At 70.2% G+C, this 25,061-nt stretch carries 15 protein-coding genes; 3 read left to right on the forward strand and 12 right to left on the reverse strand.

All coding sequences use genetic code 11. The annotated features are described in order from the left end of the window. Positions 1–167: 167 nt before the first annotated feature. Positions 168–1,214 carry a nitronate monooxygenase gene (locus AB0H21_RS11895; RefSeq protein WP_358514888.1) on the reverse strand — a complete coding sequence of 349 codons (1,047 nt, stop codon included), beginning with the start codon at positions 1,212–1,214 and terminating at the stop codon, positions 168–170. Between the two features lie 326 nt (positions 1,215–1,540). Further along, positions 1,541–2,173: a DUF305 domain-containing protein gene (locus AB0H21_RS11900; RefSeq protein WP_358514891.1), complete on the reverse strand. Its 633-nt coding sequence runs from the start codon at positions 2,171–2,173 to the stop codon at positions 1,541–1,543. A gap of 265 nt (positions 2,174–2,438) precedes the next feature. Between AB0H21_RS11900 and AB0H21_RS11905 the strand changes: the two genes are divergently transcribed. Beyond that, positions 2,439–3,773: a hypothetical protein gene (locus tag AB0H21_RS11905; RefSeq protein ID WP_358515412.1), complete on the forward strand. Its 1,335-nt coding sequence runs from the start codon at positions 2,439–2,441 to the stop codon at positions 3,771–3,773. 183 nt (positions 3,774–3,956) lie between these two features. Here the strand turns inward: AB0H21_RS11905 and AB0H21_RS11910 are convergent, their stop codons facing one another. Both AB0H21_RS11910 and AB0H21_RS11915 read right to left on the reverse strand, forming a co-directional pair. Beyond that, positions 3,957–5,888, reverse strand: coding sequence for an ABC transporter ATP-binding protein (locus tag AB0H21_RS11910; protein WP_358514893.1), 1,932 nt, complete (start codon positions 5,886–5,888; stop codon positions 3,957–3,959). Then, positions 5,885–7,687, reverse strand: coding sequence for an ABC transporter ATP-binding protein (locus AB0H21_RS11915; RefSeq protein WP_358514896.1), 1,803 nt, complete (start codon positions 7,685–7,687; stop codon positions 5,885–5,887). Before AB0H21_RS11915 ends, AB0H21_RS11910 begins: the two co-directional genes overlap by 4 nt. Positions 7,688–8,080: 393 nt before the next feature. Between AB0H21_RS11915 and AB0H21_RS11920 the strand changes: the two genes are divergently transcribed. Continuing rightward, positions 8,081–9,307 (forward strand): acyl-CoA dehydrogenase family protein, encoded by a 1,227-nt coding sequence (locus tag AB0H21_RS11920; protein WP_358514899.1) that lies wholly within the window; start codon positions 8,081–8,083, stop codon positions 9,305–9,307. Between the two features lie 151 nt (positions 9,308–9,458). On the opposite strand, the gene AB0H21_RS11925 is transcribed toward AB0H21_RS11920, so the two are convergent. Together AB0H21_RS11925 and AB0H21_RS11930 are read right to left on the reverse strand one after the other, a co-directional pair. Beyond that, positions 9,459–11,324, reverse strand: a complete 1,866-nt coding sequence (locus AB0H21_RS11925) for a S8 family serine peptidase (RefSeq protein WP_358514902.1) — start codon at positions 11,322–11,324, stop codon at positions 9,459–9,461. Positions 11,325–11,516: 192 nt separating this feature from the next. Next, positions 11,517–12,011 carry a MarR family transcriptional regulator gene (locus AB0H21_RS11930; protein WP_358514904.1) on the reverse strand — a complete coding sequence of 165 codons (495 nt, stop codon included), beginning with the start codon at positions 12,009–12,011 and terminating at the stop codon, positions 11,517–11,519. 64 nt (positions 12,012–12,075) lie between these two features. Between AB0H21_RS11930 and AB0H21_RS11935 the strand changes: the two genes are divergently transcribed. Continuing rightward, a complete protein-coding gene (locus tag AB0H21_RS11935) occupies positions 12,076–13,017 on the forward strand; it encodes an EamA family transporter (protein WP_358514907.1) in 942 nt (313 codons plus the stop codon). A 112-nt stretch (positions 13,018–13,129) separates the two neighbouring features. Here the strand turns inward: AB0H21_RS11935 and AB0H21_RS11940 are convergent, their stop codons facing one another. The 6 genes from AB0H21_RS11940 to AB0H21_RS11965 form a co-directional block, all read right to left on the reverse strand. Next, complete coding sequence (locus tag AB0H21_RS11940) at positions 13,130–13,759, reverse strand: hypothetical protein (protein WP_358514909.1); 630 nt, start codon at positions 13,757–13,759, stop codon at positions 13,130–13,132. After that, entirely contained in the window at positions 13,746–15,359 is a 1,614-nt protein-coding gene (locus AB0H21_RS11945) for a VWA domain-containing protein (RefSeq protein WP_358514912.1), read from the reverse strand. The genes AB0H21_RS11940 and AB0H21_RS11945 overlap by 14 nt, the downstream gene beginning before the upstream one ends. Next, positions 15,356–16,522: a toxic anion resistance protein gene (locus AB0H21_RS11950; RefSeq protein WP_358514915.1), complete on the reverse strand. Its 1,167-nt coding sequence runs from the start codon at positions 16,520–16,522 to the stop codon at positions 15,356–15,358. Before AB0H21_RS11950 ends, AB0H21_RS11945 begins: the two co-directional genes overlap by 4 nt. 36 nt (positions 16,523–16,558) lie before the next feature. Next, positions 16,559–17,674: a hypothetical protein gene (locus AB0H21_RS11955; RefSeq protein ID WP_358514917.1), complete on the reverse strand. Its 1,116-nt coding sequence runs from the start codon at positions 17,672–17,674 to the stop codon at positions 16,559–16,561. A 187-nt stretch (positions 17,675–17,861) separates the two neighbouring features. Further along, positions 17,862–18,560 carry a helix-turn-helix domain-containing protein gene (locus AB0H21_RS11960; RefSeq protein WP_358514920.1) on the reverse strand — a complete coding sequence of 233 codons (699 nt, stop codon included), beginning with the start codon at positions 18,558–18,560 and terminating at the stop codon, positions 17,862–17,864. Between the two features lie 181 nt (positions 18,561–18,741). Further along, on the reverse strand, positions 18,742–24,441 hold the full coding sequence (locus tag AB0H21_RS11965) for a ThuA domain-containing protein (protein ID WP_358514923.1): 5,700 nt from the start codon (positions 24,439–24,441) through the stop codon (positions 18,742–18,744). Positions 24,442–25,061: the final 620 nt, after the last annotated feature.

Raw genomic sequence — 25,061 nt, forward strand, 5'->3', positions numbered from 1 at the left:
GTTCACGGCCCTACGTCCGCGGCCGGGGCGCCGTAAAAGGACTTCGTCCCGGCCCGCGGCGGTTCGTCACCGAGCGCGCCCGCCGCGTCCTTTCCGCCGAGTGGCACGCACGGGGATGGCCAACGGGCCGAGCTGTTCGTCCATCGCCATCAGATGGACCATCCGAGTCAGTGGGTGGGCCCGCGGCGGGCGGCGCGGTCGAGGGCCTCGCGGGCCTCGGTGCCGAGACGGTGGACCAGTTCGGCCGCAGGGACCTCCTCCGTGAGCGGGTACGCCTGACCCGCCCACAGGTTGATCATCTCCGGGTCGCCCGCCTTCCTGGCCGCCGCGCGCAGGGGAGCGGTCAACTGGTGGACCTGCGGGTACGCCATGGGAGCCTCGTCGGTGTGGTCGCGCAGGAAGCGGTTGGCCAGCCCCCGGGCGCGCCGCCCGGTGAACGCGCGGGTGACCGCCGTCCGGTCGTATATCCCCAGGGCCTCGCGGTGCACGGGGTTCGTCCCAGCCTCCGGGGTGCGCAGGAACGCGGTGCCGAGCTGGGCGGCGACCGCGCCCGCCGCGAGCACCGCCGCGACGCCCGCGCCGTCCGCGATGCCCCCGGCCGCGACCACGGGCAGGGGAGTGCGGCGCAGCGTCAGCCGCAGCAGCGTCAGCAGCCCGAAGTCGCCCGCGTCGTCGGTGAACCCGCCCCGGTGCCCGCCCGCCTCGATGCCCTGCGCGACCAGCGCGTCCGCCCCGGCCTCGTGCGCGGCTTCCGCCTCGTCCGGCGTTGTCACCGTGACCAGCACGTACGAGCCCCCGCCGCGCACCCGCTCGATGACCTCCGGCGACGGCAGCCCGAACGTGAACGACACCACCGGCACCCGCTCGGCGACGACGAGGTCCAGCTTCTCGCCCCATTCGTCGTCATCGTCGGCGGGGACGCCGAGCTCGACCCCCGACCGCTCCGCCTCGCCGCGCAGCCGCGCCGCGTACGTCTCGACGGCGGTCAGGTCGGGCGGCTCCGGCGAGGGCACGAAGAGGTTGACGCCGAACGGAGCATCGGTCCGCGCGCGTACGGCCGCGATGTCCGCCTCGACGTCGCGGGTGGCGCGGTAGCCGCCGGCCAGGCACCCCAGCCCCCCGGCGCCCGAAACGGCGGCCGTCAGTGCGGCGGTGGACGGTCCGCCCGCCATGGGCGCCTGGATGATCGGGTACGGCAACGCGGCTAGATCCACACGGCCAGCCTAACCCGGGCCCTCCCACGGGCCCGGGGCGGCATACCCACGTCCGACCAGAAAACAGACGCCATGTCCGGCTGGGAGAGAAGGCCCGCGCCCGGCCAGGAGGGCGAAGCCGTGGCCTATTCCTCCGGCGCGTGTTGCGCACCACGGCCTGCCCGGGACCGGCGGTGGGGACCGGTCCCGTGACCAGGGCGAAGTCCGCCGGGGACGGACGGACGACCGGCCGGGAGACGAGATGACCTCGCGGTTCAGCGTCATGGCGCCGTCAGTAGGCCTTGCCCCTTGGGTGAAGGTCAACCCCGGTCCGAGGCGAACGCGGCTCAGCCGGAGGTCTGGAGGCGGTGCATGCGGTTGACCTCCGCCGCCTGGGAGACCGAGATGTCCTGCGCCAGTTCCTCGACGTATATATGCGAGCCCTTCTCCAGCTCGTCGGCCGCCATTGTGATGGCCCCCATGTGGTGGGCGATCATCAGCTGGAGGTAGAGGCGGTCGAACTCGGCGCCGCTGGCCGCGCGCAACTGCGCGAGCTGCTCGGGCGTCGCCATCCCGGGCATCGTGTGGTGCTGGGCGTGGTGGTCGGGGACGCGCTGGCCCTGTTCGCGCAGCCAGCGGATCATGGCGTTGATCTCCGGTCCCTGCGCGGCGCTGATCCTGGCGGCCAGGCGCTTCACCGTGTCGGACGCGGCGCGCGTGGCCGCTCCCGTGCTCATGTCGAGGGCCTGGCGGTGGTGCACGATCATGTCCTGCATGAAGAGCACGTCGGCGGCGTTGGCCGTGGGGGAGGGGACGGCGGTCGCGGCCTCCGACGGGTTCAGCGTCCTGGCGGTCTCACCCGGCCGGCCCGGGGCGATGACCGGGGCCGTGGACGTGGCGGTCGGGGTGGCGGGGCCGCCCGAGCATGCCGCCATGGCGAATGCGGCCGTAGCGATGACGATGAGGGACGCGGCGCGCACCCGGCCTCCTTGAAGATCTCTTGTTGTGCGGCTGCACCCTAACCGGTCCCCGTCATTCGCGTAAGGCTTCAGGTCGGCACCTTTTCCTGACAACGTGCACTATGGTCAACTGATCCTGTTTGGGAGAAAATCTGCCCATCTATGAGCTCCTGCGGCAAAAGTTATCAAGGAGGGTCCCTGCGTGTCGTCCATTCCCCCCAGAGGCGGCCGTTTAGGCCGGTTCCTCGTCCTGGCGGGCGCCGCCACGGCCCTTGTGCTGTCGGCCATGCCCGCGCAGGCAGCGGACATCCCGGGCACCGATCAGATCGTCATGAGCCCGAACGTCCAGCACGTCACCAACGTGCCGAAGCCGGCGAGCATCGCGGCGACCATCAACACCGACATCGCCTTCCAGGGCGACTACGCCTACGTGGGAAACTACGGCGGCTTCTCCATCTATGACATCAAGAACCCCAAGAAGGCGAGCGTCGTCAGCTCGGTCGTCTGCCCGGGGTCGCAGATGGACGTGTCGGTGTACGGCAACCTGCTGTTCGCGTCCGTCGACAGCTCCCGGAACAACGACTCCTGCTCCAGCACCCCGCAACCCGCGTCGGTGAAGGAGTCCTGGGAGGGCATCCGGATCTTCGACGTGAGCGACAAGGCGAACCCGAAGTACATCAAGTCGGTCGAGACCGACTGTGGTTCGCACACGCACACGCTCGTCCCGGACAAGAGGCACGGAAACGTCTACCTGTACGTCTCCTCGTACAGCCCCTCGGCGGCGTTCCCGGACTGCCAGCCGCCGCACGACAAGATCTCCATCGTGAAGGTGCCGCTGTGGAACCCCACCGCGGCGTCCGTGGTCGCCACCCCGGTGGTGTTCCCCGACGGCGGCAACGAGACGCAGCCGAACCTTCTGCTGAAGACCTCCGGCTGCCACGACATCACGGTGTACGCCGAGAAGGGCATCGCGGCCGGCGCCTGCATGGGTGACGGTGTGCTGTTCGACATCCGGAACCCCGAGGCCCCGCGCGTCACGGCCCGGGTGACCGACCCGAACTTCGCGTTCTGGCACTCGGCGACGTTCAACAACGAGGGCACCAAGGTCGTCTTCACCGACGAGCTCGGTGGCGGCGGCGAGGCGACGTGCAACGAGGCCACCGGCCCGACGCACGGCGCGGACGCGATCTTCGACATCGTCCGTGGCCAGCTCGTCTTCAAGAACTACTACAAGATCCCGCGCTACCAGGCGGACTCGGAGAACTGCGTCGCCCACAACGGCTCGCTCATCCCGGTGAAGGGCCGCGACATCATGGTCCAGGCCTGGTACCAGGGCGGCGCGTCGATCTGGGACTTCACCGACTCGGCGCACCCGAGGGAGATCGGGTATTTCGAGCGCGGCCCGGCCTCGGAGGGCTTCGGCGGATTCTGGTCGGCGTACTACTACAACGGCTACATCTACGCGAGTGACTTCAACAAGGGCCTCGACGTCATCAAGATCAACGACAGGCTCACCGACTCGGCCAAGAAGGTCAAGGTCGACCGCCTGAACACCCAGACACAGGCCTCCTACCGCGAGCGCTGGGGCGGCGGCTGGTTCTGGGGCGACGAAGACGAGTGACCCGGCCCGGCGGGTGTCCACCGGCCTCCGCCCGCGGGGGCCGTGGACACCCGCCTGAGCGGGCTACGCGTCCGGCTTTACGCGAGGGCGGTCCGATTCCGATCGGACCGCCCTTCTCGTGGCGTCACGACGGAGCTCTCCGGGGCGGCCGGTCATCGCCGTCGACCCGGCCGTCGACCTTCCTTACGACAGACTGTCGAGCCAGGCGCGGTGGAGGCCGGCGAAGCGGCCGGCCTCGGCGATGAGGCGGTCCGGGGAACCGTCCTCGACGACGCGGCCGGCGTCCATGACGAGCACCCGTTCGGCGATCTCGACCGTGGACAGGCGGTGGGCGATGATCAGTGCGGTACGGTCGGCGAGCACGGTGCGCAGGGCGCGCTGGACGAGCCGTTCGCTGGGGACGTCGAGGCTGGACGTGGCCTCGTCGAGGATCACCACGGCCGGGTCGGCGAGGAAGACCCGCGCGAACGCCACGAGCTGCCGCTGCCCCGCCGACATGCGGCCGCCGCGCTTGCCGACCTCGGTCCGGTACCCGTCGGGCAGGGCCGCGATGAACTCGTGGGCGCCGATCGCCCGGGCCGCCTCCTCGACCTCGGCCGGGGTGGCGGACGGGCGGCCGAACCTGATGTTGTCCGCCACCGTGCCGGTGAACAGGAAGTTCTCCTGAGTCACCGCCACCACGGCCCGGCGCAGCGTGGCCTCGTCGAGGTCGCGCAGGTCGACGCCGTCGAGCAGGACGCGGCCCGCCGTCGGGTCGTAGAAGCGCGCGATCAGCTTCGCCACCGTCGTCTTGCCCGCGCCGGTCGCGCCGACCAGCGCGACGACCTGCCCGGCGGGTATCTCCAGGTCCAGCCAGGGCAGGACCGGCACGCCGTCGATGTAGGAGAACTCGGCCCCCTCGAAGCCCACCGCGCCGCGCGGGCGGGCGAGCGGGACGGGATGCTCGGGCTCGGCCACCTCGGGCCGCTCCTCCAGCACGCCGGAGAGGTTCGAGAGCGCCGCGCCGGCCGACTGCAGCGTGTTGTAGAACTGGGAGATCTCCTGCATCGGCTCGTAGAACTGACGCAGGTACAGCACGAACGCGGCGAGCACGCCCACCGTGACCGCGTCGTGGAGCGCCAGCCACCCGCCGTACAGCAGGACGACCGCGACCGTGAGGTTGCCGATCAGCTTGATGCCCGGCATGAACACCGCGACGAGATGCATGCCGCGCGCGTTGGCGTCACGGTAGCCGACGTTGAGCTCCTGGAAGATCTCCTGGTTACGCGGCTCCCTGCGGAACGCCTGGACCGCCCGGATCCCGGTCATCGACTCCACGAAGTGGACGATGACCAGCGCCACCGCCTCGCGGGTCCGGCGGTAGACGATGCTCGACTCGCGCCGGAACCACCGGGTGAACAGCAACAGGATCGGCAGCGGCACCAGCGCGACCGCGCCGAGCGGAAGGTCGAGCACGAGGAGCAGGACCGCGGTGCCGAACATGGTGAGAACGGCGGTGACGATGCTGTCGAACCCCGACTGCAGCATCTCGGCGATCGCGTCGATGTCGGAGGTGAGCCGGGCGATGACCCGCCCCGAGGTGTACCGCTCGTGGAACGCCAGGGACAGCCGCTGGAAGTGGTCGAAGAGGCGGCGGCGCAGCTCCAGCAGGATTTCCTGGCCGATCCGCCCGGATATCTGGAGGAACGCCCGGCGGGTGGCCGCCTGGGTCAGCGCCGCGGCCAGGATCGCCGCCACCGACGCGAGCAGCGTCCCCGCGCCCTCGTGCCGCAGCATCGGCGGGATCCCGGCGTCGATGCCGACCTTCACCAGGTACGGGATCGCGAGGCCGGCCGCGTTCGAGACCACGATGACCGCGACCAGCACGGCGATGGCCCGGCGGTGCGGGCGCAGCAGGTCGCCGAGCAGGCGCCGGGACCGCGCACGCAGCAGCACCGACACCTTGTCCGGCAGTTCGTCCTGTTTCTCGGCGGCGACGCCACGCCAGCGTCCCGGCTCGGTGGCGGTGTTCTTCGTGTTCGCCGTGTTCTCTGTGTTCTCCGTGTCCTCCGGGTTCACTGGGTTCGCCGGGTTCGCGCGCGCGCCGTCCTTCGGGTCGGTGGTCGTGTGACTCAACGCAGCGCCTCCTCGGGGTCGAAGTCGGCGTCCTGTGCCAGAAGCTCGCGGTACTCGGGGACCCGCGACAGCAGCTCCTGGTGCGCGCCGAGATGCGTGATGGTGCCGTCGCGCAGCAGCGCGACCCTGTCGGCGAGCAGCACGGTGGACGCGCGGTGGGCCACGATGAGGCCGGTCGCGTCGGCGAGCACCCCGCGCAGCGCCTGCTCGACCAGGGCCTCGGTCTCGACGTCGAGGGCCGACAGCGTGTCGTCCAGCACGAGGATCCTGGGCTTGCTGAGCACCGCACGGGCCAGGGCGAGCCGCTGCCGCTGGCCGCCCGACAGTGACATGCCCTGCTCGCCGATCCGGGTGTCGAGCCCCCACGGAAGGTCATAGGCGAAGGTGGCCTGGGCTGTTTCGAGCGCCTCGCGAAGTTCCTCCTCGGTCGCCTCGCCCCGGCCGAGGGCGAGATTCTCCCGCACGCTCATCGAGAACAGCGTCGGCTCCTCGAAGGCGGTGGCCACCATCGAGCGCAGCTCCGGCAACGCCAGGTCGCGGATGTCCCGCCCGTCGATCGTGACCCGGCCCGCGGTGACGTCGGCGAGCCTCGGCACCAGCGAGGTCAGCGTCGTCTTGCCCGAGCCGGTGGCCCCGACGATCGCGACCGTCTCGCCCGGCCGCACGTCCAGACGGACGTCCCGCAGCACCGGCCGGTCGGCGCCGGGGAACCGGAAGCCGACGCCCTCGAACCGCAGATGCCCCCGCGGCCGCTCGATCACCTCGGTGCCGCCGACGATCTCCGGCTCGGTGTCGAGCACCTCCATCACCCGGTCGGCGGAGGTCATCGCCTCCTGCGCCATTCCCAGGATGTAGCCGAGCGCCGCGATCGGCCACACGAGCTGGAGCATCAGCGTGACGAAGGCCACCAGGGTGCCGAGCGTCAGCGTGCCCGCGCCGACGGCCAGCGCGCCGAGCAGGAGCACCAGGGCCAGGGTGACGTTCGGGATCACCTCCAGGAAGGTGTAGAAGCGGGACGCCAGCCGCACCTTGTCCATCGCGGCCGCGCGGACCTTGCGCGCTGCGGCGTCGAACTCGGCGAACACGTGCGGCCTGCGGCCGAACGCCTTGATCGTGCGGATCCCCAGCGCCGCCTCCTCGACGTAGGTGGCGATGTCGCCCTGCATGTCCTGAACTTGGCGGGAGACGCGGCGGTACTCGTTCTCGAAGCGCAGCGACACGGCGAAGATGGGCACCGCGGCGGCCACGACGAGCAGGCCGAGCGGCCAGTACATCCGCAGCAGCAGCACGGTCACGGTCACCAGCTGCACGATGTTCATGACGAGGAACAGCAGGCCGAACCCCAGGAACCGCCGGATGGTGGACAGGTCGGTCGTCGCGCGGGACAGCAGCTGGCCCGACTGCCAATCGCCGTGGAAGCTCATCGGCAGCCGCTGCAGGTGCCGGTAGAGATCGTCGCGGATCGCCGTCTCCAGCCCGAGCACCGCCTTGGTCTGCGTCCACCGGCGCACGAAGGTCAGGAACGCCTCGGTGGCGCCGAGGGCCAGCGCGAGTAGTCCGAGGGGGAGGAGGGCGTCGCCGCGGCCGTGGCCGACCGGACCGTCGATGATCTCCTTGCTCACCAGTGGGATCGCGACGCTGGTGGCGAGGCCCGCCATGGTGACGAGCCAGATGAGGATCAGGCGCGGGACGTACGGGCGGAGGTAGGGAGTGAGTCGCCGCAGCGACTGAGTTCTCCTGGTACGGGGCTTTTCTGGGGAGTCGGAGGCAGGGGCGTCGTCATTTCCGTCGGAAGGCATGAACGAGGGCACTCCTTACGGGTCGGCGCGGATCCGAGCGGATCGGCGCGACGGACGGGGCGGAGGGCGCTGCGGGGTCGTTCGGAACGGGAGCACGCGAGAAGCCACAACCGCAGGCGTTACGTTCCAAGCCTGATGTTCCCCGCTCAACTGATTTTGCGGCGCACGGGATGCCGACATAAGAGAAGCCGCCCGGCGTCTTCCGGCGCGCCGGGCGACATGACCGCCGTGGTGGTCACATCCACCCGGGCTCTACGATCAAGAGCCCGGCCGCGCCGGGCCGGGTGGCGGGTGGTTGAGCGGGTAGGGTCGGACGCGGTCCGGTGTCAGCGCCGGGAACCACGACCGCGCCGGGCCGTGCCCGGCCGTGCCCCGTGTGAGGAGCAACCGCGAATGTCCGAGGCCGCTGCCGGTTTCAGTCCCGAGCCCGGCGACGACGTACGCGAAGTACGCGACTGGGTGCACGACTTCGCCGCCCGCGTGATCCGCCCGGCCGGCGCGGAGTGGGACGAGCGCGAGGAGACCCCCTGGCCGATCGTCCAGGAGGCGGCCAAGATCGGGCTATACTCGCTGGACTTCTTCACCCAGCAGTGGTTCGAGCCGAGCGGCATCGCCATCCCCGTCACGTTCGAGGAGCTGTTCTGGGGGGACGCCGGCATCGGCCTGTCCATCGTGGGCACCTGCCTCGCCGCCGCCGCGGTCGTCTCCGGCGGCACCGACGAGCAGATGGGGGAGTGGCTGCCCGAGATGTTCGGGAGCCCGGACGCGGTCAGGCTGGGCGCGTTCTGCGCCTCCGAGCCCGACGCGGGCTCCGATGTCGGCGCCATCCGCACGCGGGCCGTGTACGACCAGGCCACCGACGAATGGGTGCTGAACGGCGCCAAGACCTGGGTGACCAACGGCGGCATCGCCGGCGTCCACATCGTCGTCGCCTCGGTCGACCCCGAACTGCGCAGCCGCGGCCAGGCGTCGTTCGTCGTCCCCCCGGGCACGCGGGGCCTCTCCCAGGGCCAGAAGTTCAAGAAGCACGGCATCCGCGCCTCCCACACCGCCGAGGTCGTCCTGGACGACGTCCGCGTCCCTGGCCGCTGCCTGCTCGGAGGCAAAGAGAAGCTGGACGCCCGTCTTGCCCGCGTCCGCGAAGGCGGCAAGAGCGGCGAGCAGGCCGCGATGCGGACGTTCGAGACGACCCGCCCGTCGGTCGCCGCGATGGCGGTGGGCATCGCCCGTGCCGCCTTCGAGTACGCCCGGGACTACGCCCGCGAGCGCGAGCAGTTCGGCCGTAAGATCGGCGAGAACCAGGCTGTCGCCTTCCTGCTGGCCGACATGGCGACCCGCGTCGACATGGCCCGCTTGATGACGTGGCGCGCCGCCTGGCTGGCCCGCAACGGCCGTCCCTTCACCCAGGCGGAGGGCTCGATGTCCAAACTGGTGGCGGGCGAGACCGCCGTCTGGGTCACCGAGCAGGCGATCCAGGTCCTCGGCGGCGCCGGCTACACCCGCGACCACCCCGTGGAACGCTTCCACCGCGACGCCAAGATCTTCACCATCTTCGAGGGCACCAGCGAGATCCAAAGGCTCCTCATCGGCCGCGCCGTCACCGGGTTGCCCGTTCGCTGACGTTCACGCGCGGGGACGGCCTCCTGGCTGGGGCGGGCGTGGTCGCGCCGGATGCGAACGGCCTGTGCCGGGTGTGAGCCGGGCACAGGCCGGGTGTGCTCACCGGGGATCACCGGTCTCTATGACCGGTGATCCCGTAGGTGTTGTTCGCTCACGGACGGGAGTAGGCGCCCGTGTAGGCGCCGGAGCCGCTGTAGGCGTAGACGCGCCAGCGGTAGGTGCCCGCGGTTCCGTTGTAGGTGATGGTCTCGTCGGGGCCGGTGCCGACCGAGCTGGCCACCGACGACCAGATGCCGAGCGTGCTGTTGTACTTCTGCAGGTACAGGTCGAAGTCGACGCCGGTCGGCCCGTCGAGGCAGCCGCGGTGGGTGCCGGAGACGGTCGTCGTGTAGCCCGAGGTGCTCGGCTGGTAGACCTGCTGGCCGCTGGTCAGGCTGCCGGAGAAGGTCTGCTGGTAGCCGGTGCAGATGCTGGGCGGCGTGCCCACGGTGATGTACCTGCTGGTCGGGGCGGTGGCGCCGTTGTTGTCGGTCACGGTCAGCGTGACGGTGTAGGTGCCGGTCGCCGCGTAGGTGTGCGAGGTCGTGACCCCGGTGCCGGTGGCGCCGTCACCGAAGTTCCACGCGTAGGACGTGACCGTCCCGTCCAGGTCGGTGGACGCCGAGGCGTCGAACGAGCAGGCCAGAGTGGTGTTGTCGCAGGTGTTGGTGAAGCTCGCGATCGGCGGCTGGTTGCCGCCGCCACCGCCCGGCGGGTACTGCGTGGCGTCGTGCACGTCGAGCAGCGGTTCCGTGACGCCGTCGTTGGAGTCGTCGGTCCAGTTGAGGTTGCCCGTGCTGATCAGCCGGGACCGTACGGCCAGCGCGCCGGTCCGGTTGGTCGGCTTGTTCGTTCCGCTGGTGATGACGGCCGCCGCGCCCGCCACGTGCGGGCTGGCCATCGAGGTGCCGCTGATCGTGTTGTAGCCGCCGTTCATCCACGTCGAGTAGATGCACGTGCCCGGGGCCGCGACCTCGATGGTCGTGCCGAAGTTGGAGAACCAGGCGAGCGTGTCGTCGACGTCGGTCGCGCCGTCCGTCCGGCACGGCACGGTGACCGTCCCGGCGAGGCCGCCGGGCTTGCCGTCGAAGTCCGAGACGGCGGAGACGGTGACGACGTCGGGGTGGTTGGCGGGGAAGAAGCCCGAGGCGTTGGCCGAGCTGTTGCCCGCGGCCACGACCACGACGATGCCGGCGTTGGTGGCGTTGGTGATCGCCGTGCTGATCGCGCTGCTGGTGCATCCCTGGCAGCCGAGGCTCATGTTGATGACCTCGATCGTGCTCGCCCGGGCCACGACCCAGTCGATGCCGGCCGCGATCGCGGACAGCGTGCCGGAGCCCGTGCTGTCGAGCACCTTGACCGCGTGGATGCGGGCGCCGGGGGCCACGCCCACCGCTCCGATGGAGTTGTCGATCGCGCCGATGGTCCCGGCGACGTGGCTGCCGTGGCCGTTGTCGTCGTCGCCGCCCGCCACGCACACGCCGCTGGTGCAGTCGGTGCTCGCCACCACGTTCAGGTCGGGGTGGTCGAGGTCGACGCCGGTGTCGACGACCGCCGCGTCCACGTCGACGCGCACGTCGTCCACGCCGTCGATGTCGAGGTTGGGGTTCTGGTCGGCGAAGATGCGCTGGATCCCGGTGGGCACGGTCTGGGCGAAGGTGGTCACCTTCGCGTCGGGCTCGACGGCCGCGACGCCGGCGTCCTTGCTGAGCCGCGCCGCCTGGTCGGGGGTCAGCAGGGCGGTGTAGCCCTGGAAGGCGTAGCGGTACGTGCCGACGAGCACGCCGGCGTGCTCCTCGACCTGGCGCGTGGCCAGGGTGGGTACCTGGCTCTTCGCCGTGGGCTTGAGGGTGACGATGTACCGGGTCGGCTCCGCCGATGCCGTGGTGGGGGTGCTGGAGGCGTTCGCCGCGACTCCGCCGGATAAGGCGAGGGTGGCGGCGCACGCCAGGGCTGCGAACAGGGATGGACGTCGCACGGGTAGCCCTTCCTGAAGGTGAGCTGTACATGAGCCGAACTCATGCTGAAGGGAACATCGCACGCAACGCGGAGTCAGGCAATAGGTAAAATGCGGACGAATCTGTTAAATCGGAATGCGGCCTTTCCAGGGGGCGCGGCGCTCACATGCTCACGCGAAGGCCCTTGAGGAAGCGCGGACGGGCTGGACGGCTCAGGATTCGTAGCGGGCCAGCCAGGTCTTCAGGATGGCTTCGAGGTGCGCGGCCTGGTCGGCGGTGAGGGCGTCGAGGAGGCGGTGCTCGTTGCGCATGTGCGCGGTGAACGCCTCGTCGATGAGCGCGCGGCCGGCCGGGGTGAGGGCGACGACGCGGCAGCGCCCGTCGTCGCCGGAGCGGCGCCGCGTGACGAGGCCGGTGCGTTCGAGCCGGTCGATGCGCTTGGTCATCGCGCCGGTGGTGACCATGGTGTGGCGGGCGAGCTCGCCGGGGGCGCGCTCGAAGGGCTCGCCCGCGCGCCGCAGCGCCGCGAGCACGTCGAACTCGCCCTCGTCGAGGCCGTGTTCGCGGAAGACGGCGACGAGTTCGCCGGTCAGGTGCGCGGCGAGGCGGTGCAGGCGCCCGATGACGCCCTGAGGGGTGACGTCCACGTCGGGACGCTCGGCGGCCCATTCGGCCTGGATGCGCGCCACGTGGTCCATGCCCGTCATGCCGTCACTATAACTTCCCGGGAAGTTATCGGCGATGTCTTCCACGGAAGCTACAGTAGCTTCCGTGGAAGACAACTTGCGGTGGACGCTGATCACGGCGATCGCGCCGGTGGCATGGGGGACCAACTACTACGTCATCCACGAGTACCTGCCGGCCGGGCACCCTCTGTGGGGCGCGCTGCTGCGCGCGCTGCCCGCCGGGCTGCTGCTCCTGGCGGTATGCCGGCGGCTGCCCCGGGGGCCGTGGTGGTGGCGCTCGCTGGTGCTCGGTGCGCTGAACATGGGGGCGTTCTTCGCCCTGATCTACACCTCGGCGCAGCTCCTGCCGACGAGCGTGGCCTCGACGATCATGGCGTCGTCCCCCGTGGTGATGATGCTCATCGCCTGGGCGCTGCTCGGCGAACGTCCGCGCCTGCTCGCCTCGGCCGGAGCGGTGCTGGGCGTCACGGGAGTGTGCCTGATGTTGTTCAGCGGGGTCTCCGCCGTGAACTGGTGGGGAGTGGCGGCATCGGTCACGGCGATGTTGATGTCCTCGCTCGGGTTCGTGCTGACCAAGAGATGGGGGAGCGACACGAGCGTGCTCGCGTCCACGTCCTGGCAGCTCGTGGCCGGGGGGCTCGTGCTCGCGCCGTTCGCGGTGCTCGTCGAGGGCGCGCCGCCCGCGATGGACTGGGCTGCGGTCGCGGGGTTCGCCTACGTCGCGGTCGTGGCCACCGCCGTCGCGTTCGCGGCCTGGTTCGCGGGCCTGAAGTACCTGCGCGCCGGGACGGTCGGGCTGATCGGCCTGCTCAACCCCGCCACGGGGGTGCTGCTCGGAACCCTGCTCGCCGCCGAGGTCCTCACGCTCCGGCAGGCCGCGGGGCTGGGCCTCGTCCTGGCGGGCATCCTGCTCGGCCAGCCCGTCGCCGAACGGCTCCGCGCCCGCCTGCGCCCCCGACCGGCGGCGCCCGCCACGCCTCGCCGCGAGGCCCATGCCGAGGCGGGCGGCGGACGCCCCTCGCGGTGAAGCGCGTGCGCGTCTCCAGTGCTCGGTCTGTGCTCGGTCTGTGCAAAGGGGGCACGCCCGCCCCGCGCCGTTCAGATCGGCGGACCGCGGGAACCCGGCGGCGCCCGGGCGGTCAGAGATCGAGGCCGGAGCCGCCGAACCGGTCCTGGAGGAACCTTCCCTGGTCGCGCAGGGCCTGCTCGTCCCCCCGGTAGACGGACTCGGCCACCTTGCGCAGCTGGGTGTCCAGCAGGTCGAGCTGGGCGAGCAGCTCCTCGTGGGCGCTGCGCGCCCGCTCGCCGCGCCGCGTCAGCGCGTACGAGCGGGGCAGGTTCGCGTACGCCTCCAGGCTGGACGGCAGGTAGTCCCTGATCGTCTGCGACACGATGTGCAGATGGTCGGGCGAGGAGGTGAGCGCGTCCGCCCGGCGAAGGATGTCGCGCAGCACCTCGGCCAGTGCGCCGACCCTGGCCACCACGTCGCCGGGGAACCGGTTCCCGTCGACCTTGGCCAGCAGCGTCTCCAGGTCGGCGTGGAGTTGCCGGCTCTCCACCTCCGCGTGCGAGATCGTGAGTCTCACCCGGTCCGCCGGGGCCAGCAGCGCCCCGACGCCGTACAGCCCGGCGACCACGACCGGCCAGAACGATCCGGCGACGCCGAAGAAGACCAGGATGACTCCGGCCAGCGCCAGGGCGCACCCGGTGATGTTCTTCGTCGACCCGGCGTAGGCCAGGATCCGCTCGCGCGGACTACTGGTAGCCACGGATCTCCTTGAAGGCCGCGGCCAGTGAACCCGACCGTGCGTCGAAGGTGGCACCACCGGTGAGCTGGGCGATCTGCTTCATCTCGTTGACGTCGCTGTCGCCGAAAAGCACGACGAACGCCGGGAGCTTCACGGGCAGCGACCTGTAGTACGAGGCGAAGTCGTCGTAGGAGCTGCCGTCGGTGTTGTCGCCGTCCGTCATCAGCACGATCGAGGTGAAGTCCCCCGACTTCGCCGACGACCCGGCCTGCGCGTAGGCGGCCCGAAGGCTGTCGAAGATCGCCGTGCCGCCACCGGGCCGCAGCTCCTCGCCGTACGAGCGGATCTGCCGGAGTACGGGTTCGGGGTCGTGTTCGGGCAGCGTGAAGGTCCGCGGTGTGCCGGGGGCCGAGTTGAAGGGGATCATCGTGACGGTTTCGCGGTTACGGAAGCGCGAGAAGGTCCCGCTGACCGAGGTGTCGGCGCCGGACAGGGCGGTCAGCGCCTGCTTGAGCGCGTCGATCCGGTCGCCCTCCATCGATCCGGAGGTGTCCAGCACGAACAGCGTCCGCGATGGCCTGCGAACCTGGTTGAGGTACACGCCGATCAGCTCGTCGGCGGCGCTTCGCCGGTTCGGGAACGGCAACTCCACCAGCGACGCGGATCCGAAACGCCGGTCGGGCCTGACCTCGGGGACGATCGGCCGCCGGAACGTCGTGGTCATGATCTCCCGCTGGATCTCCGGCTTGCGCAGCCACGCCGCCAGCTTGCCGTACAGCTCCTTCTTGCCCGGCGCCGCGGAGCTCAGGAGAGTGAGCGGGTAGTCGGCCGTCACCACCCCGTCGGTGGGGTAGATCAGCGTGAGCGGTTCCTTGAGCGTGCCGGAGGCGTTGAGGCCGAGCAGCACGGACTCGTAGTTCACGAGCCCGTCCACCGCGCCCTGCTTGGCGTACGCGTCCGCGAGCCATCCCGAGGAGCCGGCGGTGAGCGTCTGCGCCGAGAAGAACTCCTTCAGCTTGGGCGTCGCCGCGTCGATCTGGGCCTTGTCCACGGCCTCCGCGGCGTCGGAGAGGGCGGCGGTCACGCCGACCAGCGCCGAGAATCCGGAGTTGGAGGCCGCGGGGCTGGTCATGCCGAAGGTGAACTTACGGGCCCGCGCGGCCGCGGCGATGTCGTTCCAGGTGACGGGCTTGACGTCCCAACCGAGCTCGTGCGCCTTGGACGCCTTCAGCCCGAGCAGCACCGGCGAGACCATCACCTTGGTCTGGGTCGACAGACGCGCGGTCGCCCCGTCGATCAGCGACAGGTACCGGTTGGAGGAGAACCACGTCGCGTCGTACTTCCCGTCGGCGCCGCCCCTCGCGACCTGGTCCGCTCCGTCGAGTGTCCCGGCGTACGACAGCGTGACGCGCACGCCGACGGCGTCCTGGGCGCGCTTCAGCAGCGGTTCGAGGTCCTTGATCTCGCTTCCCGCGAGGACGCGGAGCACCTCGGGGCCGTCCACGGGGCCGGGGGTGTCCGCCCCTCCGCACGCGGCCGTCGCCACCAGCAGGGTCAGCACGCCGAGCGCCCGCGTGAGCGCCGGAAGACCCGCCCGTACGGCCGGCACTCGCCGTCTCATCGAGGGAGCGCCTGTTCGCCGCCGCGCTGCGACCGATCCAGGTACGTGCGCGCGTGGTCGAGCTCGACGGTCAGGTTGTCCACGGTGATCGCCATGTTCTGCACGGCCTGCGCCTTGAAGGTGTCGATCATGTCCATGGTCGTGTAGATGTTGTCGAACGCCTTGCGCAGCGCGTCCATGTTGACCGTGGTCGAGGCCGCCTGGGTCTGGATGTCGCCCGCCTGCGTGCGCAGCATCTCGCTGGTCGCCACGATCAGGTCCGAGGTGGTGGCGTTGAGCGCCGTGATCTGGTCGAGCACCAGCTTCTGGTTCGCCAGCGCCTGGGCCACGGTCACGGCCGTGCGCAGCGCGGCGATCGTCGTCGTGGTCGCCCGGTCCACGCCCTTGATCAGTTCGAGGTTGTTCTTGCGGATCAGGTCCAGCGCGAGGTACCCCTGGGCGGACACCGCGAGCTGGGTCAGCAGGTCCTGGTGCTTCTGCCGGACGCCGAACAACGCGTCCGAGCGGAGGGCGGTGGCCTTCTCCGGGTCGGCCGTCTCGACCTGCGTGATCTTCTCTTCCAGCGCGGCGTCGAGGGCGGCGGCGAGCAGGGCGTACTCCTGCAGGCGCTGCATCGACTCCCACAGGTTGACCTTCTCGCCCTCGATGGCCGCGTTGTCCTTGAGCAGCTCGTCCTGCCCGGACTTCAGGGCCCGGATGATGTCGTCGATGTGCTTCTGCGCCGACTGGTACTTCGCGAAATAGTCGCGCAGCTTGTCGCCGAACGGGATCAGTCCCAGCAGCTTCTTCGCCGGGTTGGACGCCTGCTTGGGGTCGAGGTCGACGATCGTCCGGCGCAGCGCGACGAGCTCCCCCGCCACCGCCGCCTGGGCGTCCTTGCCTTCGCCCTTGGCGGACGCCAGTGCGGCCACCGGACGCTTCAGCATGCGGTTGGCGACCTGGGACGACGCCCGGATCTCTGAATCGCCCATCGAGGTGATGTCGTGCACCTTGCGGGTGAACTCGGGCGACCGCGGGTCCAGGCCGCCGAGTTCCTCGGCGAAGCCCTTGGCCTTCTCGGCCAGTTCGCTGCTCCGTTCCTCCTGGACGGGCAGCATGGTGGCCGCCTTCTCCGTGGGCACCTTGGCCACGGGTTCGGGCGGGCTGAGCACGAGATCGCTCACGGTGGTCTCTCTCCTTGAAGCGGTAGGAAGGCGAGGTCAGGGCGTGGGGGTGGGCACCGCACCCGACCGGTAGAGCTGCTCGATCGTGGTGATCATGGCCTCCAGCCGCTCGTGGTCGGGCGGTTCCACCACGTCGATGAGGCTGGCCGGCAAGGGGGCCTTGGCCTTCGCCACCAGGTCGTCGAACGCCTTGGCGTGCGCGGTACGGAAGCCGTACTGGGCGGCCAGGCGTCCGAGCTCCGGATCCTCCTGCAGCAGACGGCCGACCTCGGTGCCCTGCGCGCTGAACGGGACGAGCGTGTGCTTGCTGAGGACCGTGGGCGAGGGATAGAGCAGCCGCATGTCCGGGCGGATCGAGCCGTCGCCGGAGAACAGGCGCGAGGCGTACTGCGCCTCGTAGACCATGACCATGGGCGTCTTGCCGATTCCGAGGGACAGGTAGTCCTCGAACGGCGCCTCGGTGGAGGTCTCCGAGTAGCCCTGGTCGAGGAAGAGGGGAGCGACGGTCTTGGCGACCTTGGAGGCCTGCGCGTCCGAGGTGACCACGTCGTCGCCGTTGGCCACGTAGCCGGCGATCGCGAGGTACATCGCCGCGGAGTTCGAGGTGCGGATGTCGGTGGTGGTGAGCAGGACCCGCTTGCGCGCCGGATAGGCGGTGTTGCCGGGAAGCCTGTCCCAGCGGGTGCCTTTCGCCACCAGTTCCAGATATTTCTGGACATCGAACACCTGATAGCCCTGGCCGGAGTCCCGCACGACGCCCGCCTTGGTGAGCACGCCCACGATCGGCTCGAAGGTGGCGATCGCCATGGGGGACGAGAACGGCGCGAACGTGCGGGTGGCGCCCTGGTCGCGCCTGATCTTCTCGGCGGCCGGCGCGCTGGACGGGAAGGCGAAGCCGTACTTCTTCAGGTCGACCGAGTCCGCGATCTGGCGGGAGCCGGCGGTGTCGACCTCCACCCGGAGGCCGTGCCGCGCGAAGACCTCCCGCACCCTCTGATCGTCGAAGAAGGGCTTCTTCTCCGAGCCGATCACCCCTCGGACCACGGTGAGCTCCCGCGGCTCCGTGCCGCCGCCGCGGTTGCCCACCACGATCGCCACCACCACGGCCGCACCGAGGAGCAGCGCCAGCCCGATGCCGATCCAACGCTTCATCTGGTTCCTCGTACCTCGCCCCGTATTCGCTGCGAATCAGCGTTCACCACCGAATTATGTGAGCTATGACGACATGGCGGGCCGAGGCATCCCCGGCGCGTCCACATTTCAGCTTCCGTTCACCATTTGGCCATAATCGCCCTCGGGCCCGATGGCGTGTCCGGGACGCCCCTTAGGCGGCCCGCGCTCAGCGGTCGTCGGTGAGGCGGCGGGCGAGCCAGACCAGCGACTCGGTGATGCGTTCCTTCGGCAGGCCGAGGGTGTGGCGCTGGAAGTGGTACAGCTCGGGGGCCAGGGGAGCCAGGACGGCGTCCACCGCGCCGTCGGGGACGGGGGCCCCGGCCTGCGCCAGCAGCATGCGCACGTGCGTGCGCCAGAAGCCGTAGGCGCCGGTGGCGAACCTGGCCTTGCCGACCTCGGCGCCGAGGGCCAGGTGGAGGTGGTCTTCCAGCAGGTCGACCGACGCCTCGTAGAACGCGGCGAGGCGCTCGGTGGGTGAGGCGCCGGGGCCGAGGGGCGGGTCGCCGCGCAGGACGTGCTCCTGAAGGCGGCGCTCGTGCTCGTCGAGCAGGGCGATGGCGATGGACGCGGGGTCGGGGTAGCGGCGGTACAGGGTGGCCCGGCCCACGCCGGCGGCGCGCGCGATCTCCTCCATGGTGACCTGCCGGGCGTCCATGGTGGCGAACAGCCGTTCGGCCGCGGCGAGGACGCGGGCGCGGTTGCGTGCGGCGTCGGAGCGCTCGCGCACCGGCTGCCGGGTCACCTCGATGATCGCGGACTGCAGTAGGGGGAGGTCGCGGCCCGATATGCCGACCGTCATGGTCCGGCGTGTCGGAATCTGGCCGTTCACCTTGGTCCCGTTGGCGCCGGCAAGCCTGTCGCTCATGGGTCCATGGTAGGGCCTACAACGTTATGTGAGACATGAAGTCCACTTCTGTGGTACCGGCGGCTCGCGCTGAATGGACGAATTCTTCCCTCCCTGTCACACCCGAAAGGCGGAACGCGGACCCGGGGAGGAGGGTCCGCGTTCCGTTGGGAGTGGGCTGGCTTGTCAGGTCCTCAGGCGATCACGAGAGCCGTGCGATCACGGCGTCGATGTCGCGGGTGAGGACGGCGCGGATCTCGGCGTCCGGGACCGTCGTGCCGTCGTTGACGAGGGTCCTGAACTTCTGCAGCTCCTTGACGGTCTTGCCGTCGTTGCCCGTCGCCTCGGCCTTCTTGACCTTGGTGAGCTCGGCCTGGAGCTTGTTGCCGTTCTTCTGGCTGAGCCGGCTCGTCGCCACGAACCGGTCGATCAGCAGGCCGATGTCCCGGGTCGAGGTGGTGATCCCGAAGGTCACCTGCTCCTTGGTGACGTTGCCCGCGTTGTCGGTCGCGGTGACCGCCAGCGCGTGCGTGCCGAGCTTGAGCTCGTACAGGGCCTGGAGCCTGCCCGAGGCGTACGGAGCGGCGTCCAGCGTGCCGGTGACCGTCTTGACCCCCGAGGTGCCGTCCACGGCCTGCCAGGTGATGCGCAGGTCCTGGCTGTCGCCGTAGATCTGGGAGTCGGAGATGCCGGACACCAGGACCGTCGGCCTGGTGCCGTCGATCTTGACGGCCGCGGCCTTCTCGGTCTCGATGTTCCCGGCCTTGTCCTTCGCCCGGTAGCGCAGCTCATGGCTGCCGTCGCCGGTGATGTTCACCGGCTCGGTGTACGACTTCCACGCGCCGCCGTCGAGCGAGTACTCGACGCCGGCGAGGCCCGAGGCGCCGTCGGACGCGGTGAGCGTCACCGGCACGGTGGATCCGTGCCAGCCGTCGTCGTTGCCCGGGGCGAACTGCGCGGTGGTCAGCGGCGCCGTGGTGTCCTTCTTCACCTCGATCGTGCCGTCGGCGGTGTTGCCCGCCTTGTCGGCGGCACGGTAGGCGACGGTGTGGAGGCCGTCGGACGCGACCGTCACCGGGTCGGTGTAGGGCGCCCACGGGCCGCCGTCCACGCTGACCTCGGTGGAGGCCAGGCCCGAGCCGCTGTCGGACGCGTTCACCGCGACCGTGACGGGGGAGACGAACCAGCCGTTGCCGCCGTCGGGCTTGGCCGGGGCGGTCGTCGCCGAGACCGTCGGCGGCGTGGTGTCGGCCGGCCGTCCCCACGAGGCGTGGAAGAAGTCGAACTTCGCCGTCTTGGACGCGGCCTGGTTCACACCGAAGGCGAACAGGCCCACCTTGGCGTCGCCGATCGCCGTGTTGGCCACACCGGTGCCGATCTCGGTCCAGGTGGTGCCGTTGGAAGAGGCGAAGCCGCGGTACGTCGTGCCGGTCTTGGTCAGTCGCAGCCACCACACGCCCTGGGTGAGGTCGGTGAGCTGCGGTTGCGGATTCTGCACGGCGTTGCCGACCTCGGAGCGGAGCTCCAGCCTGCGCGCCGTCGCCCCGTCCGCGACGTAGTCGAGCTTCACGTAGTCGCCGTCGCCGGTGTAGGCCATCAACCCGGCCTGCTGGTAGGCCTCGTTGAAGGCCGACGCGTCGACCTTGGTCTCCACGGTCCAGTCCCCGGAGGGCGGGGTCTGGAGGATGAAGTTCTTCGGCCCCGAGTTGTCGTTGCCGTAGATGTCACCCTTGCTCGTGTCGATCTCCAGGTTGCCACCGGCCACCCGGGTCGCCGAGGCGTCCGGGCGGACGATGGTGTTCCACCGGCAGGCGTCCAGCGAGTCGCCGGTGAACTCGTCGTCCGGCGTCGACGGGCCCGCGGTGGCGTCCGGCAGAAGCTGGAACCAGTCGAAGGCGGCGTCGACGACCGGCCTGTTGCCGCTGCTGGCGAAGGACGTCAGGCCGATGCGCGGGTCGGTGATGCCGGCGATCGCCTTGTCGGTCTGCGGCATCGTCGTCCAGTTCACCCCGTCGGGCGAGTAGGCCGCCGTGAGGGTGGTGCCGTTGCCGGCGAGCCGGATGTAGACGGTGGTCGGGTAGTTCGCGCCGAGGTTGGCCGTGTTGGACGCGGCGACCTCGTGCGGGCTGCCCGCCTCTTCCCGGATGAACTGGAAGATACGTGCCGCCGGGTCGTTGGTGCCACGCGCCGAGATGACCATCTTGGCGTAGTTGTCATCGTCGCCGTACAGGATCAGGCCCGCCTGCTGGTAGGCGTCCCTGGCGTCGAGCGTCACCTTGGTCGTGGCCTGCCAGGCCCCGGTGGGCATGGGCTGCAGCACCAGGTTGGGCACCGGGTTGCTGTTGTTGGTGCCGTAGATCTCGGTGAGCGAGGTGGGGATGTGCAGCGCCCCGCCGGCCACCCGCAGGTCCTGGTTCTCCCGCAGCACGCTCCACCGCGAGCGGTCGAGCGCGACGCCGTCGAAGCCGTCCGACTTGCCGGTCAGGCAGGTCGTCCCCGGGGTGTCCACGATGATCGGAATGTGCTCGGTGCGGGCGGCGCCCTTGGCGTCCGTCACGGTCACCGACGCGTCGTACGTCCCCGGCGTCTGGTAGGTGTAGCTCGCGTCCGGGGTCGTGGGCGTGGGCGCGCCGGCCACGCCGAGGTTCCACTTGTAGGTCAGCGGGGTGTCGCCGTCGGGGTCGCCGGCCTCGGCGTGCAGGCTGACCGTCAGCGGAGCCGGGCCCCGGTCCGGGGTCGCGGTGAGGGTGACCGCCGGCCGCTGGTTCTCGGTGACGCCCTTGCCGATGAAGTCGGTCCAGTTGACGTTCAGCAGACCACCGGTGTTCGTGCTGCCCGCCGGTTTGCGCACGACGAAGTACAGCGGGCCGCTGGTGGCCGGCGGGTCGGTCAGCGTCACCGGGAAGTCCTGGAAGGTCTGCCAGCCGCCGGTGTTGGCGACGTCGGCCTTGCCGACCAGGGTGCCGTCCACGGCGCCCGCGCGGATCTCGATCGTGCCGCCGGTAGAGGCGGAGGCCGCCCGGAAAATCAGCTTCTCGATCCCCGACAGGTTGACGGGGTCGTGGCTCCAGTAGTCGCCGTCCTCGATGAAGCCGATGTTGCTGAAGCCGCCCTGCGTGTCGGAGGTCGTCTCCACCTTGACGCCGGGGTCGCCGGTGCCCGTGCCGTCCGGCGCGCGGCCGGTCGACGAGTAGAACTCGGCCTGCTTGTGCTTGGGCTGCAGCAGCGCCTGCGCGCGTCCGGTCAACGGGTTCGAGGAGCCCGCGCCGCCCTTGTCAGTGTAGGACGCCTCGAGGACGTAGAAGACGTTGTCGCCCTCGCTGTGCCCGCCGGACAGCGTCGTCTGGACGACACCCGAACAGCCGGTGTACTGGTCGAGCGGGTGCCCGTGCGTGTCGTGGCCCAGGATCGCCTGAATCTTCACGGCCGCGCAGTCGACCGTGCCGTCCTCGGGGTCGGTGACCGTGACGGTGAACTTCACCTGGTCGCCGAACTCGAACAGGCCGCCGTCCGGCGGGAGGTTGATCTTGACCGTCGGCGCCGTGTTGCCGACCACGATCGGCACGTTGGCGGTGGCGGTCTTGCCGTCCTCGTCCTTCACGGTCAGCACGGCGGTGAAGTTGCCGGCCGTGTTGTAGGTGAAGGTCGGGTCGGCCTCGGTGGAGTCGGTCTGGCCGTCGCCGTCGAAGTCCCAGGCGAAGGTGATCGCCGACCCGTCGGGGTCGGCCGAGCCGGCGCTGGAGAACTTCACGGTCAGCGGCGCCGGGCCGGAGGTCTTGTCGGCCTTGGCCTGCGCGATCGGCGACCTGCTGCCCTGGACGTAGTCGATCCGGTAGACGCCGGAGTCGGTGTTGTCGCCGCCGAAGCCCGAGCCCCACTCGATGAGGTAGAGGGCGCCGTCGGGGCCGAACTTCATGTCCATCGGCTTCTTGAAGCTCATCGTGCCGAGCATCGTGTTGATGTCGACGAGCTGCGAGCCGTCCTCGCTGAGCTGGAAGGAGTACAGGCGGTTCTGGTTCCACTCGCCGAAGACGGCCTTGCCGTCCCAGTAGGCGGGCCACTTGCGGTCCGACTTCAGCGCCGGGTCGAAGCGGTAGGCCGACCCGGCCATCGGCGCGCCGCCGCCGCCCAGCTCGGGGAAGGCGGGGTCCGCGGCGTAGTGGTAGTACACGATGGCCGGCAGCGCCTTGGGCAGGTCGGTGATGCCGGTGTTGTTGGGCGAGTCGTTCTTCGGCGCCGCGCAGTCGAACGCCTGCTTGGAGGTGTTCGTGGCGAAGTCGAAGTCGATGTAGGGCTTGTTGTCGCCGATGCAGTACGGCCAGCCGTAGAAGCCCGGCCCGTTGAGGATGTCCCACTCGACGGTGTTCTCCGGGCCGCGGGTCGCGCTCGGCTGCCCCGCGTCCGGGCCGTAGTTGGCGACCAGCAGCTTGTGCGTCTTCGGGTCGATGCCGATCCGGAACGGGTTGCGGAAGCCCATGCCGTAGATCTCGGGGCGGGTCTTCGGCGTGCCCGGCGGGAACATGTTGCCCGCGGGGACGGTGTAGGTGCCGTCCGGTTCGGGGTGGATGCGCAGCACCTTGCCGCGCAGGTCGTTGGAGTTGGCGGAGGTGCCCTGGGCGTCCCAGGCCGACCGGCCCGCGCGCTCGTCGATCGGGGTGTAGCCGTCGGAGGCGAACGGGTTGGTGTTGTCGCCGTTGGCCAGCCACAGGTCGCCGGTCGCCTTGTCGAACACCATGCCGCCGCCATGGTGGCAGCACTCCGCCCGCTGGACGGGAACCTCGAGCACGACCTTCTCACTGGCGAGGTCCAACGTCAGGTCCTCGCGGATCGTGAAGCGCGAGAGCCGGTCCACGACCTTGGACTGGGGCGAGTAGTACAGGTACGCCCAGCGGTTGGTCGTGAAGTCCGGGTCGAGCGCCAGGCCGAGCAGGCCGCTCTCGTTGGCGGTGAAGACGTTCAGGTGGCCGGAGGTGACCACACCGCCCGCGGGCTCGACGGCCTTCACGTCGCCGAGCCGGTCGATGTAGAAGACGGTGCCGTCGGGGGCGACGTCCAGCATCATCGGGTTGGACGTGTTGTCGTCCAGGGTGACCTTGGCGAACGCCGAGTCCAGACTGGCCGAGCAGTCGGCCGGGACGACACCGGCGGCGGTCTGCAGGCCGCCGAGCAGCATCTTCAGGAAGTTCGGCTCGGCGTAGGACTCGTTGGTGTGGCCCAGCGCCGTGTACCAGGAGCGGCCGCCGTCGTAGTTCTGGCACCAGCTGTTGGGGTGGTCGGCCCCCATCGTGCCGCCGCTGTAGCTCTTCTCGTCCAGGGAGGTCAGGACGTGAACATTGCCACGCGGGTTGGCGCGGAAGTCGTACCACTCGTCGTTGCGGGTCCAGCGGGCGGGCAGGCCGGCGGTGGAGGGGTGCGCGGGGTCCTCGACCTTGACGACGGCCTGCTGCGGCGCGGGGTGCTGCTTGAAGTACGCGCCGACGAGCTTGCCGTACCAGGCCCAGTCGTACTCGGTGTCAGAGGCCGCGTGGATGCCGGCGTAACCGCCGCCGGACTCGATGTAGTGCTCGAAGGCGGTCTGCTGGGCGGCGTTCAGGACGTCGCCCGTGGTGGACAGGAACACCACCACCTGGTACTTGGCCAGGTTCTCCTCGGTGAAGGCCGCGGAGTCCTCGGTGGCGTCCACGGTGAAGCCGTGGTCCTGGCCGAGCTTCTTGATCGCGGCGATGCCCGCCGGGATGGAGTCGTGCCGGAACCCGGCGGTCTTGGAGAAGACCAGCGCGGAGAACGGCGGTTCTGCGGCGGCCGTCGTGGCGGCGGCCGTGGCCGGGGAGGGGAGCAGGAGCTGCGAAGGGATGACGAGCGTGGAGAGGAGCAGAACCAGGGAGGTGAGCACTCGTTTCATGCCACACCTCGCATGCCTCTGCGCAGGCGAATTCCGATATGCATCTGCATGTCGTTCCTGACCTCAGGATCCAGTCAGGCAAGGCGCGCGCCGCCGCGCTTGTTGCCGGGGGGTGATGCGGGGCCGGAGGGGTGCCGCCGCCTCCGTCGTGCTGTCGGTGTCTCGGTGTCGGATGGGAACGTGCCGACTAGGTTTTTATGTCTAGGAGATTAATTAATCGGGTTTTAACACGGTCGAGACAGGGATGTATAGACACAAAACGATCACGACATGACAGTGCCCCGGAGGAGGCGGCCCGCACCTCCTCCGGAGCCCCAGGCCGGTCGGAAACTGTAGGCCTCGAATTCCGAGAGCCGGTCGGCCGATGGCGGCCGGTTCGCCATGCTTCAGGGCGGCGAGCCGACGATCAGGGGATCCGGTGAGAAAGCCCCGCCGCCCTGGCGTGGAAAGGCCGGGGCGGGCGGGGCGTCATCCTTGGGACCGCGCGGTCGTTCCGGCTGTTCGATCGCGTCGCGGTCCATGAGCCCGGGGCGCCCGCCGGACCCGCGGGTCCGGCAGGTCCCCGGGCGCCGGGGTCACCCCTGAGCTCTGGGGTCCCGGCGGGACTTACCGTCCTCTCC

It is taken from the genome of Sphaerisporangium sp. NPDC051011, assembly GCF_040653595.1.
GTDB lineage: Bacteria > Actinomycetota > Actinomycetes > Streptosporangiales > Streptosporangiaceae > Sphaerisporangium.

Excerpts from the sequence above, each read along its gene's own strand:
- AB0H21_RS11905 (WP_358515412.1), top strand. The coding sequence starts at position 2,439 with ATGCCCGCGCAGGCAGCGGACATCCCGGGCACCGATCAGATCGTCATG.
- AB0H21_RS11915 (WP_358514896.1), bottom strand. The coding sequence starts at position 7,687 with ATGCCTTCCGACGGAAATGACGACGCCCCTGCCTCCGACTCCCCAGAA.
- AB0H21_RS11920 (WP_358514899.1), top strand. The coding sequence starts at position 8,081 with ATGTCCGAGGCCGCTGCCGGTTTCAGTCCCGAGCCCGGCGACGACGTA.
- AB0H21_RS11930 (WP_358514904.1), bottom strand. The coding sequence starts at position 12,011 with ATGACGGGCATGGACCACGTGGCGCGCATCCAGGCCGAATGGGCCGCC.
- AB0H21_RS11945 (WP_358514912.1), bottom strand. The coding sequence starts at position 15,359 with ATGAGACGGCGAGTGCCGGCCGTACGGGCGGGTCTTCCGGCGCTCACG.
- AB0H21_RS11955 (WP_358514917.1), bottom strand. The coding sequence starts at position 17,674 with ATGAAGCGTTGGATCGGCATCGGGCTGGCGCTGCTCCTCGGTGCGGCC.
- AB0H21_RS11960 (WP_358514920.1), bottom strand. The coding sequence starts at position 18,560 with ATGAGCGACAGGCTTGCCGGCGCCAACGGGACCAAGGTGAACGGCCAG.
- AB0H21_RS11965 (WP_358514923.1), bottom strand. The coding sequence starts at position 24,441 with ATGAAACGAGTGCTCACCTCCCTGGTTCTGCTCCTCTCCACGCTCGTC.